A 15,589-nucleotide genomic window follows, 5' to 3' on the forward strand; every position below is an offset into this window, starting at 1 on the left:
GGCCGCTATTTAAGTGATTTGCTAAGCACTTGCCAGTCGTCTCATTTCAGAGTTTAAGTTATTACTTAAATACTATCTGGAGCGGACCGATGCACGAGCATGACCCCTGCGCCGTCAACAGCCTCATCGAGACCCCTGGCAGCAGCCCGACCGAGGGTCGCGTCGTCTGGGACCCGGTCCATTCCCTGTGGAACGGCGCCATGCTGGCGATCACCCTGACCTTCGGGCTTACAACCTTGAGCCTGAGCGCCTTCGCCGTTTTCGTGGTTCTGACCGGCGCCACCCTGTTGCTCGGCCATTCGGTCGGGTTTCACCGGCTCTTGATCCACGACAGCTTCGACTGTCCGCTATGGCTGGAACGGCTGCTGGTCTGGTTTGGAACTCTAGTGGGCATGAGCGGCCCCTTCTGGATGATCCGCACCCACGACCTGCGTGACTGGGCGCAACGTCAGTCCGACTGTCACGACTACCTGGCGCATCGACGCCCCATGGCGATCGACGCCGTTTGGCAGATGCATTGCCGACTGGTGCTGGATCGACCGCCCGCCTTCGATCTGGGTCGGATCGGACGCGATCCCTTCTACCGTTTTCTGGAGCGCACCTGGATGTGGCAGCAGGCGCCGGTCGCGGGCTTGTTGTGGCTGATGGGCGGCTGGAGCTTCGTGGTTTGGGGCGTCTGCGCCCGCGTGTCGATCAGCGTCATCGGCCACTGGTTCGTCGGCCATCTGGCCCACCGGCGCGGCCCGCAGACCTGGCTAGTGAAGGAGGCAGGCGTTCAGGCCCACGACGTGCCCTGGGCCGCCATCCCGACCATGGGCGAGGCCTGGCACAACAACCACCACGCCTATCCCGGCTCCGCCCGCATCGGCCTCTATCCCGGCCAGAGCGACTGGGGCTTCCGCTTCATCCAGTTGCTGGAACGGCTGGGGCTGGCGTGGAACGTGCGGACGCCGGAGGGGATGGTCGAACGCTCTGCCACACTTAGGTCGGCGGGATGCAAATGACCCCTCATGCTTCGGGCTACAGAAAAGCACTCGCCATCCTGGCCGGAGCATTGGTTGGCGGCTTTCCGGTGGCGGTGGCGTTTGTCGCGACGTTACTGGCTGCAAACGGCCCGCCACGTCTGATGGAAGTCGGCATGGCGATCGTCATGGTGAGCTTCGTGACTCTCTATGCTTCGATCCCTTTCCTGATCGGGATAGTCATGCTCGGCCTCCCGATCTGGTTGTGTCTGGAGCGCCTGGGGCGCCGAGACGCAATGACGGCCATCGGCACCGGCGCACTCATCACATTTGCCGGCGTCTACGTTCTGGCCGCTTGGGCGCAAATGGAGATCGGACTAGGCCATCTGCTGCTTGCACTTGACGGAGCTGTCGTCGGCCTCGTCATCCAGCGCGTGGCCTACGGACCAATCAAACGGCCTCAGCCTCGACCTCACTCACGTTGGCCTTCCTGACCGCCGAGGCCCGCTGCTTCTCGCTCTCGGACTTCAGCTGACCGCAGGCGGCCAGGATGTCGCGGCCGCGCGGGGTGCGGATGGGCGAGGCGAAGCCGGCCTTGTTCAGGATGGCGGCGAAACGCTCGATGGTCTTCCAGTCCGAGCACTCATAGTCGGTGCCGGGCCAGGGGTTGAACGGGATCAGGTTGACCTTGGCCGGGATGCCCTCGATCAGCTTGACCAGGGCGCGGGCCTCGTCGGGACTGTCGTTGACGCCCTTCAGCATGACGTATTCGAACGTCACCCGGCGCGCGTTGGACAGGCCCGGATAGGCGCGGATGCCAGCCATCAACTGATCCAGCGGATACTTCTTGTTCAGCGGCACCAGAACGTCGCGCAGGGCGTCGTTGGTGGCGTGCAGGCTGATCGCCAGCATGGCCTGGGTGCGCGTGCCCAGGGCATCCAGTTGCGGCACGACGCCCGAGGTCGACACCGTCATCCGCCGCCGCGACAGGGAGATGCCCTCGGGGTCCGAGATGATGTCGATGGCGTCCGACACATGGTCCAGATTGTAGAGCGGCTCGCCCATGCCCATGAAGACGATGTTGGACAGGCGGCGGTCTTCGCTGGGCGAGGGCCATTCGTTCAGGTCGTCGCGGCAGACCTGGACCTGGGCCACGATCTCGGCGGCGGTCAGGTTGCGCACCAGCTTTTGCGTGCCGGTGTGGCAGAAGGTGCAGTTCAGGGTGCAGCCGACCTGGGACGAGACGCACAGGGCGCCGGCCCGGCCCACGTCGGGAATATAGACGGCCTCGACCTCGATGCCCGGCGCCGTGCGGATCAGATATTTGCGCGTGCCGTCCTTGGACACCTGACGCTCGACGATCTCGGGGCGGGCCAGGGTGAAGACCTCGGCCAGAGCCGCGCGGGTCTCCTTGCCGATATCGCTCATCAGCGAGAAGTCGGTGACGCCGTAGTGGTGGATCCAGCGCCAGATCTGGGTGGCGCGCATCTTGGCCTTGGCGGGCAGACAGATGTCCGCGTCGATCAGGGCCTGGCGCAGGCCCGTGCGCGTCAGACCGGCGAGGTTGACGGGGGCTTTAACCGGGGCGGAAGCACGCGAAAGGTCGAGCGTGATGCTCAAGGCTGGATATCCTGCGGCGGGGGTGAAGGCGCGGCGTCTAGCACAGATGGGGGGCCTTGTCGCCTTCAGCCCGCCCGGCGGGGTTGAACCCTGCCGCCCCAGCCGCTAGACGGGCCGCGTTGGGGAGTAGCTTCCGGCGTCTGTCAGCCGGGATCGCGTCAACACACTTGCCTCCGCAGGGGGCATGGCGCGATCAGCGGATACCCGTCCGCCTAGCGAGACCAGCACGATCCGGGGGCCGCGCCGGCCTGCGCCCGGACGTGCTGTCACGCGCCCGGCGGATTGTTTTTGTTCATGACCCCCATCGCCATCGCCATCCTGTCGCTCAGCATGTCTGCGGACGCCTTCGCCGCCGCCATCGGGCGCGGGGCGCAGCACCGCCCCACCCTGCCGCAGGCCCTGCGCTCGGGTCTGGTCTTCGGGGTGATCGAGGCCATCACCCCCCTGATCGGCTTTGGTCTGGGTCTCGCCGCCGCCAGCTTCGTCGCCGCTGTCGACCACTGGATCGCCTTTGGTCTGCTGGGCGCGGTCGGCGGCAAGATGATCTGGGAGGCGTTGAAGCCGGAGGACGAGAACGAGGAAGCCGCCGAGGCCAGGAAGGCCGTGTCGCGCGGCCTGGTCGCCCTGGTCGCCACCGCGGTCGGCACCTCGATCGACGCGGGCGCTGTCGGCGTGGGCCTGGCCCTGCTGGGCGAGAACATCTGGCTGATCGCCGCCTGCATCGGCTTGACCACCTTCGCCCTGGCCACGCTCGGCCTGTTGATTGGCAAGGCCGCGGGCACGCGACTGGGCAAGGTCGTGGAACTGGTCGGCGGCGTCGCCCTGATCGCGCTCGGCCTCAAGATCCTGCTGGAGCACCTGGGCGTGCTGGCCTTCTGACAGCGGGCTTGCATCAAGGATGCGACTAACGGAACGTCCGCTCCCGGCCAACCGTTAAGCCGTCAGTCGCAAGGAGTTCGTCATGCGCGCCGCCCCCAAGGCCATTGTTATCCTCGCCGCCGTCGTCGCCCCTCTGGCGCTCGTCGCCTGCGCCACCGGAAACCCCTTGCCGACCTATCAGCAGGAATACGACGCCCTGAACGCCCAGTGCGTCGCGCGCGGCGGCATCCTGTCGCCCAGCGGCCTGACGACCGGCCGGGCCCAGACCGACTATGTGTGCAAGATCACCGGCGGGGCGACCCGTATTCCCTGACCCTCCGACCCGGCGCGCCGAAGACCGTCACGCCGGGCAAGTCTTGGCGGACAGGGCGGCGTCGATACTGGCGAGCCGCGCCTGCACGGCGCGGTCCGCATCCGCTCTGGTCGTCGAATAGAGCCTCGGCCGTTCGGCGCGTCCCCCGGCGGCGAGGTTGGCGATCTGACGCTCTGTCCCCAAAGCCACGTCGCGCGCCTGACGCAGGCCGTTGCAGTCCATGGCCAGGATCGCATCCGCCGACCATGTCGGCAGAGCGGGATAGCGCGTGGCGCTGCACCCCGAGACCAAAACACACGCCGCTGCGACCGCGATCCAGACAGGTTTGAACATGAACGCCCCCAAAGCCTTGTTGCAGCCTTGTTGCCCCGGTCCCGGCGCATGACGCCAGTTAAACTCTCGTAAGCGTGACAGGGCCGACGGTCGTCGGAACGACCGGTGCGTCAACAAGCGTCTGGAAGAAATTCCGTGGTGGTTGGAGGCGGGATCGAACCGCCGACCTGTGGGTTATGAATCCACCGCTCTAACCATCTGAGCTACCCAACCCCTTACGGGAACCCGCGCGAGGTCGTGACGACCGGGCAGCGCGAGAGGCGTGCGTATATCGCCGCCTTCGACCGGGTTCAAGCCGCTTAAGTGCGGAAATCGCACGGGACGATCCGTCGCGGGCGGTTTCGGCTCGCGCCGGGAACGGCAAGGCTTCATTCTGGATTGCAAGAGACACCGCTTTCAGGAGAGCCCCATGCGTCCGATCGTCCTCGCCGCGTCCGCCTCGCTTCTCGTTCTCGCCGCCGCCTGCGGGGCCAACGGCCAGGATGCGCCCGCCGCGCCCGGCGCCCCCGTCGAGACCCGCCCCGCCAACAACCCGGAGCAGAAGCCCGCCTTCGAGGGCCAGACCCGCGCGCCGGGCGTCCGCACCGAGGCGGCGCTGAGCCACAGCGTCGTGGCCTCGGGTCTGGTCCACCCCTGGGGTCTGGCCCTGCTGCCGGACGGTCAGTGGCTGGTGACGGAAAAGCCCGGCCGGATGCGGGTGGTCTCGGCCCAGGGTCAGGTCGGCGCCCCCATCGCTGGCCTGCCCCCCGTCGCCGCACGCGGTCAGGGCGGGCTGCTGGACGTCATCGTCGGGCCGAGCTTCGCTCAGGATCGCCTGATCTACTGGAGCTACGCCGAGCCTCGGGAAGGCGGCAACGCCACCTCGGTCGCGCGCGGCCGCCTGTCGGACGACCTGACCAGGCTCGAGAACGTCGAGGTCCTCTTCCGCGCCCTGCCTGTCTATGACGGCGACAAGCATTTCGGCTCCTCGCTGGCCTTCGCCCCGGACGGCAAGCTGTTCATCACCCTGGGCGAGCGCTCCGACAAGCCGATGCGGCCGCAGGCCCAGGACCTGGGCTCGCATATGGGCAAGACCATCCGCATCAACGCCGACGGCAGCGTGCCGTCCGACAACCCCTTCGTCGGACAGGCAGGCGCGCGGCCTGAAATCTGGTCGCTGGGCCACCGCAATATGCAGGGCATCGCCGTCCAGCCGGGCACGGGCGCCATCTGGACCGTCGAGCACGGCACGCGCGGCGGCGACGAGATCAATCTGGATCAGGCCGGCAAGAACTACGGCTGGCCCGGCGTCGCCTACGGTATCGAATACAACGGCTCGGCCATTCCCGAGGCCGTGACGGTCAAGGACGGCACCGAGCAGCCGGTCTACTACTGGGATCCGGTCATCGCGCCGGGCGGAATGACCTTCTACGAGGGCGCCATGTTCCCCGGCTGGCAGGGCAACCTGCTGGTCACCGGCCTGGGCGGCAAGCAGCTGGCGCGACTGGTGATCGAGAACAACCGCGTCGTCGGCGAAGAACGCCTGCTGACCGACCTGAACGCCCGCATCCGCGATGTGGCGGTCGGCCCCGACGGGGCCGTCTGGGTCATCACCGACGAGGACGACGGCAAGCTGGTCCGGCTGGCCAAACAGTAGGCGCCGCCTCTCTAAAGTCCGCTCATCCCCGCGGAGGCGGGGACCCAGGGCTTTGGCTTCACGCGCTTCGTTCCATGGATCAGCCTCTGACCCGCGCCCTCACTGGGTCCCCGCCTCCGCGGGGATGAGCGGGTCAGAACGCTCTCACGCGCCTTGTTACTTGACGTTGACGTAAACGTCGGGTTTCTACGCACCAGGTTTCAATTCCAGACCCGTCCCGACACGACGCACGTCCCTCCAGCAGCGAGGCGCCGCGCGCCGAGCGGTAGGGACCCAAAGAAAGAGACATTCATGGCCGACGCCTACATCTACGACGCCGTGCGCACCCCGCGCGGCAAGGGCAAGAAGGACGGGTCCCTGCACGAGATCACCGCCCTGTCCCTGGCGACGCAGGTGCTGGAGGCGATCCGCGACCGCAACGGCCTGGACACCTCCAAGGTGGACGACGTCATCCTCGGCTGCGTCTCGCCGGTGGGCGAGCAGGGCGCCGACATCGCCCGCACCGCCGTGCTGAACGCGGGCTGGGCCCAGACCACGGCGGGCGTTCAGGTCAACCGCTTCTGCGCCTCGGGCCTGGAAGCCGTGAACATGGCCGCCGCCAAGGTGAAATCCGGCGAGGCCGACTTCGCCGTCGGCGGCGGCGTCGAGGCCATGAGCCGCGTGCCGATGGGCTCGGACGGCGGCGCCTGGCCGGTGGACCCGTCCTCGGCCTTCCCGACCTATTTCGTGCCCCAGGGCGTCTCGGCCGACATGATCGCCACCAAGTGGGGCTTCAGCCGCGCCGACGTGGACGCCTATTCCGTCGAGAGCCACAAGCGTTCGGCCAGGAGCTGGGCCGAGGGCCGCTTCAAGAAGTCGGTCATCCCGGTTCTGGACCAGCTGGGTCTGGTCCGCCTGGACCGCGACGAAACCATCCGTCCGACCACGGACATGCAGACGCTCGGCGCCCTGAACCCCTCCTTCGCCATGATGGGCGAACTGGCTTTCGACAGCGTGATCAATCAGCGCTACCCCGAGGTCGAGCGCGTCAACCACGTCCACACGCCGGGCAACTCCTCGGGCATCGTCGACGGTTCGGCGGGCGTCCTGATCGGTTCGCTGGAAGCCGGCAAGGCCCTGGGCCTGAAGCCGCGCGCGAAAATCCGCGGCGCCGCCTCGATCGGCTCGGAGCCGTCGATCATGCTGACCGGGCCTGAGTTCGTGACCAATAAGCTGCTGGGTCGTCTGGGCATGAAGTCCACCGACATCGACCTCTATGAGCTGAACGAGGCCTTCGCCGCCGTCGTCCTGCGCTACATGCAGGCGCTCGACATTCCGCACGACAAGATCAACGTCTGCGGCGGCGCCATCGCCATGGGCCACCCGCTCGGCGCCACGGGCGCCATGATCACCGGCGTGGTGCTGGACGAGCTGGAACGCTCGGACAAGGAAACCGCCCTCATCACCCTGTGCATCGGCGGCGGCATGGGCACCGCCACAGCGATCGAGCGGGTGTGATGATGGCCGCCCCCTGGGCGAGATTTTGGGTCGGCTTCGCGGCCTGCCTCGCCCTCGGGATCATTTGCGGAGCCTTCTTCGACAACCTGAGTCGAGGCTTCTCGTTCGGCGCGATTTCAGGCGTCGCTCTAGGAACGCAACTGGCTGTGAGCTTCAGAAATAGAAATACGCGTGACGGCAAAGAATCCTCACGCCTCAAGGATTGATCTTATGGAAAACTTCAAGATCGATGTGGACGCCGACGGCGTCGCCCTGATCACCTTCGACGTCCCCGGACGCTCGATGAACACCCTGACCTCGTCCGTCATGGCCGAGATTCCGCAGCTGGTGGAACGCATCAAGACCGACGACGCCATCAAGGGCGCGGTCCTGACCTCGGGCAAGACCTCCGGCTTCTGCGCCGGCGCCGACCTCGGCGACATGGCCGGCGGCATGATCGGCGGCGCCAGCCTGCAGGACGCCTATGACGCCGGGTGGAAGATGAACGGCGCCCTGCGCGCGCTGGAAACCTGCGGCAAGCCGGTGGCTGCGGCCATCAATGGCCTGGCGCTCGGCGGCGGCCTGGAGCTGACGCTGGCCTGCCACTATCGCGTGGTCGAGAATGACAACAGGATCCAGCTGGGCCTGCCCGAGATCAAGGTCGGCCTCTTCCCCGGCGGCGGCGGCACCCAGCGCCTGACGCGCCTGATCGGCGTACAGCCCGCCATGATGGCCATGACCGAGGGCAAGTCCTTCCGTCCGAACGACGCCAAGGGCGCGGGCATCGTCCACGAAATCGCTGAAAAGGGTCAGTCGGTCGAGGCCGCCAGGACCTGGATCAGGAACGGCGGCAAGGCCGTGCAGCCGTGGGACGAAAAGTCGTTCAAACTGCCCGGCGGCGGCCCCTATCACCCGGCCGGCATCCAGAACTTCCTGGTCGGCAATGCGATGATCCGCAAGCAGACCTACGGCAACTATCCCGCCGCCACCAACCTGATGAAGGCCGTCTATGAAGGCGTTCAGGTGCCGATGGACGCCGCTCTGCGCATCGAGACCCGCTACTTCATCAAGACCCTGATGACGCCGCAGGCCCAGGCCATGATCCGCAGCCTCTTCCTGTCCAAGCAGGAACTGGACAAGGGCGCCGTGCGCCCGGCGGGCGTGCCGAAGTCCGACGCCAAAAAGGTCGCCGTTCTGGGCGCCGGCATGATGGGCGCAGGCGTGGCCTATGTGCAGGTCATGGCCGGCATCGAGACCGTCCTGATCGACCAGACCCAGGAAGCCGCCGACAAGGGCAAGGCCCACGTCGAGGAACTGCTGAAGAAGCGGCTGTCGCGCGGCCAGATGACCCAGGAGAAGTTCGACGCCACCCTGGCCCTCGTCACCGCCACCACCGACTATGACCTGATCAAGGGCTCGGATCTGGTCATTGAGGCCGTGTTCGAAAACCGCGAGATCAAGGCCGACGTGACCAAGCGCGCCGAGGCCCAATTGGCTGAAGGCGCCGTCTTCGGCTCCAACACCTCGACCCTGCCGATCACCGGCCTGGCCGAGGCCTCGGTCCGTCCCGAGGACTTCATCGGCATCCACTTCTTCTCGCCCGTCGACAAGATGATGCTGGTCGAGATCATCCTCGGCGAGAAGACCGGCCCCGCCGCCATCGCCAAGGCCATCGACTACGTCCTCAAGATCAAGAAGACGCCGATCGTCGTCAACGACAGCCGCGGCTTCTACACCTCGCGCTGCTTCTCCACCTTCCTGATGGAAGGCATGGCCATGCTTGAGGAGGGCTATGCCCCGGCCCTGATCGACAACGTCGGTCGCATGACCGGCATGCCGCGCGGCCCGCTGGAGATGCACGACGACGTCGCCCTGGACCTCTCCTACAAGATCGCCAAGCAGACGGCGATCGACCTGGGCGACGCCTATGTCCCGTCCGAGGGCGCCGACATCGTCGCCAGGATGGTCGAAGGCGGCCGTTACGGTCGCAAGAACGGCAAGGGCTTCTACGACTACGACACCAAGCCCAAGACCCTGTGGGCGGGCCTGTCGGAACTGGCTCCGGTCAAGTTCAACGACTCGACCCCGGAACTGGTCGACGAGTTGAAGACGCGCCTGCTCTATCGTCAGGCCGTCGAGGTCGCCCGCTGCTGGGCCGAGGGCGTTATCGACGATCCGCGCGAAGCTGATCTGGGCGCCATCCTGGGCTGGGGCTTCGCCCCCTGGTCGGGCGGCCCGATCACCCTGATCGACCAGACCGGCCTCAAGGCCTTCGTCGAGACCGCCGATCGCCTGACCGCGACCTACGGCGACCGCTTCAAGGTGCCGGACCTGCTGCGCGAAATGGCCGCCAAGGGCGAGACCTTCTACGGCCGCTTCGCCCCGGAGAAGAAGGCGGCCTGATCTTCAAGGCCGGTTGAAAACGGAAGGGGCGGCTCGCAAGAGCCGCCCCTTTCTTTTGAGGCGTTTCTTCCCCTCCCGCTCATCCCGGCGTCCGCCGGGATGAGCGGTGGTTGGTGGCTAGCCTCAGCGGCTGCGGAAAATTCTCGACGCCGCATAGCCCGTCAGCGCCGCCAGGATCACGCACAGCACGCCATAGGACCACGGCCGCCGATGCGCGAACTCATAGATGTCGCGCTCCAGTCCGACCTTCTCGACCGTCAGGGTCAGGTTGGACACCGAGACCGGCGCCCCTTCCTGAAACAGCCAGACCTCGGCGTAGTACTTGCCCGTCGGCGCCACGGTCGGCAGTTCGACCTCGGCGCGGAACAGACCCTTGTCGACGAACTGGACCCCGTCTGGATCGGTGTTGTAGAGGGCCGCGGCCTCCTTCAGCCGGATCACGGCGCGGCGCCAGTCGAGGTAGTTTTCGCCCAGACGGCTGACGACCACGTCGCGCACGCCATAGCGGGTGACGGTGCGGCTCTCCTGCGGGGCGTCGATGCGCAGGTGATCCACCCCGACGCCAAGACGCCTCAACTGGCCGAAATCAGCCACGTCCGACAAGGGCCGGGTCGAGGCGGTCATGTAGAAGCCGGGCGCGCCCTCGAACAGGACCGGGCGGCTGTTCAGCCAGACGCCCATGTTGCGGGTCTTCTTGACCAGACGCACCGGGGCGTCGGGGCCGCGCACCACCACCACCACGTCGGCGGGCGTGTCGGTCGGATTGAACACCGCGCCGTACAGCACAATGGAGGCGCCGCGGAAGCTGGAGTCGACTTCCACCTGGGCGTCGGTCAGGGCGGCGGCGACGCGCACCTCGCCCTCGGTGGCGACCGAACGCTCGATCATTCCCGGCGCGGCGACGCTGGGCGCGGGCGCGACGATGGGCGCCGGTTCGGGCGGCAGGGCCTGGACCATCAGTCCCCCACCCCCGGCGCCAGCAGGAAGAGGTCGCTGGGCCGCACGAACAGCTCCAGCCCCATCTGGATGCCGACCAGAAGGACGATCAGGCCGAGCGCCGCGCGCATCTCCTCGGCCCGGAAGCGGCCCGACAGCCGCGCCCCGAACTGGGCCCCGACCACCCCGCCCAGCAGCAGGATGGTCGACAGGACGATGTCCACCGTCTGGTTGCGCCCGGCCTGCAGGATGGTGGTGATGGCGGTGGTGATGATGATCTGGAACAGGCTGGTGCCCACCACGACGCTGGCCCGCATCCGCAGCACATAGAGCATGGCCGGGACCAGGATGAAGCCGCCGCCCACCCCCATGATGGCCGACAGGACGCCCGCAAACACCCCCAGTCCAAACGGCGGAATGGCGCTGATGTAGAGGCCCGAACGTGGGAAGCGCATCCTGAACGGCAGGCCGTACAGCCACAGGGGGCGACGGCGCTCTTTCCTCGGCGGGGTCTCGCCGCGCACGCGGTGCAGGATCTGGGTCAGGCTTTCGTACAGCATCATGCTGCCGATCGAGCCGAGGAAGATCAGATAGGAGACCGCCACCACCAGATCGGCCTGGCCCAGCAGACGCAGGTAGCGGAACAGCTCGACGCCCGCGAGCGCGCCCAGGGCCCCGCCGACAGCCATGATGCCGCCGATGCGGTAATCGACCGCCTTCATGCCGGAATAGCGGATCACGCCCGAGGTCGAGGAGGCGACGACGTGGCTGGCCTGGCTGGCCACGGCCACGGTCGGCGGAATGCCCATGAAGACCAGGACGGGCGCCATCAGGAAGCCGCCGCCGATGCCGAACAGGCCCGAGACAAAGCCGACCAGCGCGCCTAGCATCACCAGGAACGGCCAGTTCACCGAAACCTCGGCGATCGGCAGGTAAATATCCACGGCACGCGCCTTCGGCTGGAAGGGAACGCAGAACTGCGCCGGAAAGGCGACTAATCCTGGAGCCTGCTTCACGGCGTCGGCGGAATCGCGAAGCGATTCCACCTCAACCGATCAGGCTCTAGGCTTCTGGTCTTAGCGAGGGCCGCGACGAACCGCCACCCCCGCCGCCGTTTCGACGCGTTTCCTTAGGCGACCGGCTCGACCGTAAAGGCGTCCGCCGCCTCGCGCGCCACGCGACGCGTCTCGGCCGAGGTCACGGGCGTCAGCCGCTGCACCGCCGCCAGGGCCTGCTGGTCGCCGCGCCGCGCTGCGATCATGTACCATTTGAAGGCTTCGACCGCGTTGACCGGCACGCCCACGTCGCCCTTCTCATACAGATAGGCGACGTTGTACTGGCTATCGACGCGACCGGCCTCCGCCGCCTTCTTGAGCCAGGTCAGGGCCTCGGCCCGGTTCTGGGCCCCGCCTTCTCCGTCGAACAGCTGCATGCCGTAATAGTGCATGGCGCGGGGCTCGCCGCCCTCGGCCGCGCGCCGCGCCCAGGCGCGCGCCTCGACCGGATCGGGGGTCAGGCCGGCGCCGCCTTCCTGATAGAGGGCGGCCAGACGCATCTGCGCCGGGCCGTAACCCAGGTTGGCCGCGCGTTTCAGCGGTTCCAGGCCGCTGTCGTCGCCGCTGTCGATCAGTTGCACCGCGCGGTTGAACAGGGCCGCGCCCTCGGTCGCCGCCACGTCCGGCGACGGCACGGCTTCGGTCGGCGTGGCGTTAAGGGCCAGGGCGGCGATCGGGGCCGGGTCCGCCTCGGAGGTCGGCGCCACGCCGCCCGTCAGCGTCGCCAGGTCGGGCAGGGCCAGTCCCGAACCCTCGGCCAGTTGCAACGAGGCGTAACCGCCGCCGGTGGCCAGGGCGGCCACCGCCATGGCCCCCAGGGCCTTGCGCATGGTCGAGCCTTCGCGGCTGGCCTGCTTGTCCAGGCGCTCCTGCAGCTTGGACTTGCCGCCGCGCTTCAGACCGAAGCCCTTGCGCGGGGCTTCGTCAGCGCTGGACATGGCGGCGCGCGCGGCATCCAGAGTGTCGCGGGTCGAGGCGCGCCCGGCGGCGGCCCCGGCCTTGAGCGCGTCAGGGTCGATGAAGTCGATCTCAGCCGAGAAGCCGTCGTCGCCATGTGTCTCGGTCGGACCGTCGACCAGCGGCGGCAGACCGGCGAAGCCTTCCGTCGCCGGCTCGTCCTCGCCCTGGGCCTCGTCCCGCATCTCCTCACAGGCCTCGACCTGCACGTCGCCCACCTCGGCGCCGCCGAAGTCATCGGTGATGAAGTCGCTGACCGCGAAGCCCGGCTCGACAAAGACCGAGGCCTCGGCCTCCTCGTCCAGCACATCGGTCGAGACGGCGCCGAAACGGGCGCGCTCGGGGCTGGAGCCGAAGAGGGCCGTCGGCGCGGCCTCCCCGTTCTCGGCCGAAGCAAAGACGTTCAGCTCGGCGTCCAGAGGATCGGCGAAGACCGGCTCGGGATCGCGCACCGTCGGCGAGGGGAAGGGCGCGGCGTCCAGCACCCCGCCCAGGGTGTCGTCGGACCAGATGTCGTCGGCGAAGGCGGCGGCGCGCCAATCGCCGCTGGGGCTGTCCGCCGGGCTCCACGGCGCAGGCTCGGGGCTTTCCAGCGGAATCTCGCGGCGTCCGCTGCGCGCCCCCCGCTGTTCGATGCTTTCGCGGGCTTCGGCCAGCAGGCGCGCGGTGCGCTCCTCGCTCTGGCGCATCCGCTCGCCCAATTCGCCCGAGGCGCGCTCGTGGCGTTGCTCGATCTTGTCGGTGTTCTCGGCCAGACGGCGGCCGATATCGTCCAGAGCCTGGGCCGAACGGCGCTCCGACTGGGCGATGCGCTCGCTGAGGCGATCCGAGATGCGGGTGATCTCGCCGCCCAGACGCTCCAGCGCCAGGGCGTGCTGGTCGTCGGAACGGGTCAGGCGCTGGTCCACGGCCTGGGCGTGGCGCTGCATCTCGCGATCCAGCTTCTCGTTCAGTTCGCGGCCCAGGACTTCGACCTGATCCGCGGAGCCGACGGTCTCGACCTTTTCGACCCGCGCGTTGAGGTTCTGGGCGATGCGCAGGACCTCGCGGCCCATGGCCTCGACGGCGTCGGCCGAGCGCTGCTCGGCGGCGCGGGTCTGGTCGCCGATCGCGGCCAGGGCGCGCTCGATGCGGTCGACGCGGCTTTCGGTCTCGACCACCTCCAGGCGGCGCATCATCTCGACGCGGCTGCCCTCGACCTGGCGGGTCAGGGTCTCGGCCAGCTTCTCGAAGCGGGCGGCCTCGCGGGCGTGTTCGGGTTCGATGCGGCTCTCGGCGTCGCGCAGACGCAGGTCCAGCGCGGCGAACGAGCGTTCCAGCCCTTTGAGGGCCGCAGAGGTGCGCTCCTGCGCCTCATCCAGACGCGCGCTGACCTCGACCAGAAGGTCGGTTCCCGGTCCCGGCCCGGCGACCTGTTCGACCGCGTCGATGCGCTGGCGCAGGGTCTCGGCGCCCGCGCGCTGACGTTCGTCCAGGTCATAGAGGCGGCTGGAGACCGCGCTGAGCGCCGCCTCGACCCGCGCCAGACCTTCCTCGGCGCGCGGCCCGACCTCGCGCTCAAAGCGGCGCAGACGCTTGTGGCCCTCGCGCAGTTCGTCGGCGATGTCGTCGATGCGGCGCGATTGTGCAGCGTCGGCCTTTTCCTGACCGTCAAGACGATGGACCAGACCGGCGACGGCCTGGTCGATGCCCTGGATGGCGACCGTGGAGCGACGCTCGGCGGCCTCCAGCCGGGCGGCGATGACTTCGATCGAGGCCTCGGCCCGGACCGCGCCGTCGGCTTCGGGTCCATAGGCGTCGTCCAGGCGGCGCGAGCGGCTGCGGCGATCATAGGGGTCGGGAATAGGCGTGCGGCGCGGCAGGGGCGTGACGCCCTCGTCCTCGCCCGGTTCTTCCATGATCATGGAATTCAGCCACTCGCCGAGCGTCATGCCCGAACGGCGCGCAAGGTCCTTGGCGATCTCGCGAGCCTTGGGGTCGATCCCCTTCACGCTCCACGGCGCTGCTGCGCTCACTGATTCGCCTCCCGAGCCTTTGTCGGACGCTACCGCCCAAGATCAAGCGTGTAAACGTATCGTTAACCGCAACATCTGGCGCCACGGCGAACGAATCACCGGCAACGCTTGATTGCGACACAGCGCTTTTCACGCCGACATGGTTAACGTCGCGTTTAGATTCATCTTCTCGCAGACTTCTGTCTTGCGAAGCGCCGCCGCAGACGCCAACTGCCCTCGCCATGAGCCCTTCCCTGACCCTCGCCCTGCTGGCCGCCTCTGGCGTCGTCGCCGTCTTTTGCGGCTGGCGCGGCGCCCGGCCGCCCGACCTGATGAAGGGGCCGCGCATGATGCCGTGGCGGTTCATCATGCTGGTCGCCGGCGCCCTGGCGGTGCTGCTGCTGATTCACCTGGCCTCGGTGCTGGGCGGCCGCACCTTCCCCGCCTGACGGAACGAGACGGTTCGCCGACGGTTCTTCTGCCTCACTCGCAGAAAAGGACCCCCGGATGAGCCAGGATCTGACCCCCGCCGACGCCGAAGCCGAATTCTGGAAAAGCCTGAAGCACAGCAATACCGGCATGCTGGGCCTGGACCGGCCCGGCTATCACAGCCAGCCGATGACCGCCTTTCGCGAGGCGGAGACCGGAACGATCTGGTTCTTCACCCGCGACGACACCGATCTGGCGCGCGACGCCGCCGCGCCGGGCCAGTCGGCCATGTTCAGCTATGGCTCGAAGGACCAGAAGCTCTGGGCCTGCATCCACGGCGCCCTGTCGGTGCACGGCCATGACCGCGCGATCATCGACCGCTACTGGAATCCGGTGCTCGCCGCCTGGTATCCCGAAGGCAAGGACGACCCGAAACTGACCCTGCTGCGCTTCGACGCCGACGACGGCCGGGTCTGGGTCAGCGACGGCGGCCTGTTCAAATTCGCCTGGGAGATCGCCAAGGCCAATGTCACCAAGACCCTGCCCGACGCCGGCGACGTCGCCGACGTCCATCTGCAATAGGTCAGGACGTAGCC

Annotated in this window: 14 protein-coding genes, 1 tRNA gene and 1 riboswitch; of the genes, 9 read left to right on the plus strand and 6 right to left on the minus strand. The window is 67.8% G+C overall.

The annotated features are described in order from the left end of the window. Nucleotides 1-89 precede the first annotated feature (89 nt). The gene (locus P0Y52_13425; protein WEK57525.1) at nucleotides 90-1,004 is read left to right on the plus strand and encodes an acyl-CoA desaturase; all 915 of its coding nucleotides are present in this window, start codon (nucleotides 90-92) and stop codon (nucleotides 1,002-1,004) included. After that, nucleotides 1,001-1,456 carry a hypothetical protein gene (locus tag P0Y52_13430; protein WEK57526.1) on the plus strand — a complete coding sequence of 152 codons (456 nt, stop codon included), beginning with the start codon at nucleotides 1,001-1,003 and terminating at the stop codon, nucleotides 1,454-1,456. Before P0Y52_13425 ends, P0Y52_13430 begins: the two co-directional genes overlap by 4 nt. On the opposite strand, the gene rlmN is transcribed toward P0Y52_13430, so the two are convergent. Continuing rightward, entirely contained in the window at nucleotides 1,413-2,582 is a 1,170-nt protein-coding gene (gene rlmN / locus P0Y52_13435) for a 23S rRNA (adenine(2503)-C(2))-methyltransferase RlmN (protein WEK57527.1), read from the minus strand. The two genes, P0Y52_13430 and rlmN, sit on opposite strands and share 44 nt — an antisense overlap. Before the next feature lie 114 nt (nucleotides 2,583-2,696). Beyond that, nucleotides 2,697-2,795: riboswitch (yybP-ykoY riboswitch) on the plus strand. Between the two features lie 81 nt (nucleotides 2,796-2,876). Between rlmN and P0Y52_13440 the strand changes: the two genes are divergently transcribed. Together P0Y52_13440 and P0Y52_13445 are read left to right on the plus strand one after the other, a co-directional pair. Next, on the plus strand, nucleotides 2,877-3,461 hold the full coding sequence (locus P0Y52_13440) for a manganese efflux pump MntP family protein (GenBank protein ID WEK57528.1): 585 nt from the start codon (nucleotides 2,877-2,879) through the stop codon (nucleotides 3,459-3,461). Between the two features lie 82 nt (nucleotides 3,462-3,543). After that, complete coding sequence (locus P0Y52_13445) at nucleotides 3,544-3,774, plus strand: hypothetical protein (GenBank protein ID WEK57529.1); 231 nt, start codon at nucleotides 3,544-3,546, stop codon at nucleotides 3,772-3,774. A gap of 27 nt (nucleotides 3,775-3,801) precedes the next feature. On the opposite strand, the gene P0Y52_13450 is transcribed toward P0Y52_13445, so the two are convergent. Further along, a complete protein-coding gene (locus P0Y52_13450) occupies nucleotides 3,802-4,107 on the minus strand; it encodes a hypothetical protein (GenBank protein ID WEK57530.1) in 306 nt (101 codons plus the stop codon). Nucleotides 4,108-4,243: 136 nt separating this feature from the next. Further along, nucleotides 4,244-4,320 (minus strand) — tRNA-Met (locus P0Y52_13455). 196 nt (nucleotides 4,321-4,516) lie between these two features. Between P0Y52_13455 and P0Y52_13460 the strand changes: the two genes are divergently transcribed. From P0Y52_13460 to P0Y52_13470, 3 genes are all read left to right on the plus strand, one after another. Then, nucleotides 4,517-5,743 carry a PQQ-dependent sugar dehydrogenase gene (locus tag P0Y52_13460; GenBank protein ID WEK57531.1) on the plus strand — a complete coding sequence of 409 codons (1,227 nt, stop codon included), beginning with the start codon at nucleotides 4,517-4,519 and terminating at the stop codon, nucleotides 5,741-5,743. A gap of 291 nt (nucleotides 5,744-6,034) precedes the next feature. Further along, entirely contained in the window at nucleotides 6,035-7,240 is a 1,206-nt protein-coding gene (locus tag P0Y52_13465) for an acetyl-CoA C-acetyltransferase (protein ID WEK57532.1), read from the plus strand. Between the two features lie 210 nt (nucleotides 7,241-7,450). Then, a complete protein-coding gene (locus P0Y52_13470; protein WEK57533.1) occupies nucleotides 7,451-9,622 on the plus strand; it encodes a 3-hydroxyacyl-CoA dehydrogenase NAD-binding domain-containing protein in 2,172 nt (723 codons plus the stop codon). A gap of 123 nt (nucleotides 9,623-9,745) precedes the next feature. Here P0Y52_13470 and P0Y52_13475 read toward each other — a convergent pair whose 3' ends face one another. From P0Y52_13475 to P0Y52_13485, 3 genes are all read right to left on the minus strand, one after another. Beyond that, on the minus strand, nucleotides 9,746-10,579 hold the full coding sequence (locus tag P0Y52_13475; protein ID WEK57534.1) for a TIGR02186 family protein: 834 nt from the start codon (nucleotides 10,577-10,579) through the stop codon (nucleotides 9,746-9,748). Next, nucleotides 10,579-11,502, minus strand: a complete 924-nt coding sequence (locus P0Y52_13480) for a sulfite exporter TauE/SafE family protein (GenBank protein ID WEK57535.1) — start codon at nucleotides 11,500-11,502, stop codon at nucleotides 10,579-10,581. The genes P0Y52_13475 and P0Y52_13480 overlap by 1 nt, the downstream gene beginning before the upstream one ends. A gap of 185 nt (nucleotides 11,503-11,687) precedes the next feature. Continuing rightward, nucleotides 11,688-14,585: a hypothetical protein gene (locus P0Y52_13485; protein WEK57536.1), complete on the minus strand. Its 2,898-nt coding sequence runs from the start codon at nucleotides 14,583-14,585 to the stop codon at nucleotides 11,688-11,690. Between the two features lie 221 nt (nucleotides 14,586-14,806). On the opposite strand from P0Y52_13485, the gene P0Y52_13490 reads away from it, so the two are divergent. Both P0Y52_13490 and P0Y52_13495 read left to right on the plus strand, forming a co-directional pair. Then, nucleotides 14,807-15,013 carry a hypothetical protein gene (locus P0Y52_13490; GenBank protein ID WEK57537.1) on the plus strand — a complete coding sequence of 69 codons (207 nt, stop codon included), beginning with the start codon at nucleotides 14,807-14,809 and terminating at the stop codon, nucleotides 15,011-15,013. 58 nt (nucleotides 15,014-15,071) lie between these two features. Continuing rightward, nucleotides 15,072-15,575 (plus strand): pyridoxamine 5'-phosphate oxidase family protein, encoded by a 504-nt coding sequence (locus tag P0Y52_13495; GenBank protein WEK57538.1) that lies wholly within the window; start codon nucleotides 15,072-15,074, stop codon nucleotides 15,573-15,575. The last annotated feature ends 14 nt before the right edge of the window (nucleotides 15,576-15,589 follow it).

Source organism: Candidatus Brevundimonas phytovorans, from assembly GCA_029203145.1.
GTDB classification, from domain to species: Bacteria; Pseudomonadota; Alphaproteobacteria; order Caulobacterales; family Caulobacteraceae; genus Brevundimonas; species Brevundimonas phytovorans.

Bases quoted from the DNA above. Each gene is read 5' to 3' on its own strand.
- P0Y52_13425 (WEK57525.1), top strand. From the start codon at position 90: ATGCACGAGCATGACCCCTGCGCCGTCAACAGCCTCATCGAGACCCCT.
- P0Y52_13430 (WEK57526.1), top strand. From the start codon at position 1,001: ATGACCCCTCATGCTTCGGGCTACAGAAAAGCACTCGCCATCCTGGCC.
- P0Y52_13440 (WEK57528.1), top strand. From the start codon at position 2,877: ATGACCCCCATCGCCATCGCCATCCTGTCGCTCAGCATGTCTGCGGAC.
- P0Y52_13445 (WEK57529.1), top strand. From the start codon at position 3,544: ATGCGCGCCGCCCCCAAGGCCATTGTTATCCTCGCCGCCGTCGTCGCC.
- P0Y52_13450 (WEK57530.1), bottom strand. From the start codon at position 4,107: ATGTTCAAACCTGTCTGGATCGCGGTCGCAGCGGCGTGTGTTTTGGTC.
- P0Y52_13460 (WEK57531.1), top strand. From the start codon at position 4,517: ATGCGTCCGATCGTCCTCGCCGCGTCCGCCTCGCTTCTCGTTCTCGCC.
- P0Y52_13465 (WEK57532.1), top strand. From the start codon at position 6,035: ATGGCCGACGCCTACATCTACGACGCCGTGCGCACCCCGCGCGGCAAG.
- P0Y52_13470 (WEK57533.1), top strand. From the start codon at position 7,451: ATGGAAAACTTCAAGATCGATGTGGACGCCGACGGCGTCGCCCTGATC.
- P0Y52_13475 (WEK57534.1), bottom strand. From the start codon at position 10,579: ATGGTCCAGGCCCTGCCGCCCGAACCGGCGCCCATCGTCGCGCCCGCG.
- P0Y52_13490 (WEK57537.1), top strand. From the start codon at position 14,807: ATGAGCCCTTCCCTGACCCTCGCCCTGCTGGCCGCCTCTGGCGTCGTC.
- P0Y52_13495 (WEK57538.1), top strand. From the start codon at position 15,072: ATGAGCCAGGATCTGACCCCCGCCGACGCCGAAGCCGAATTCTGGAAA.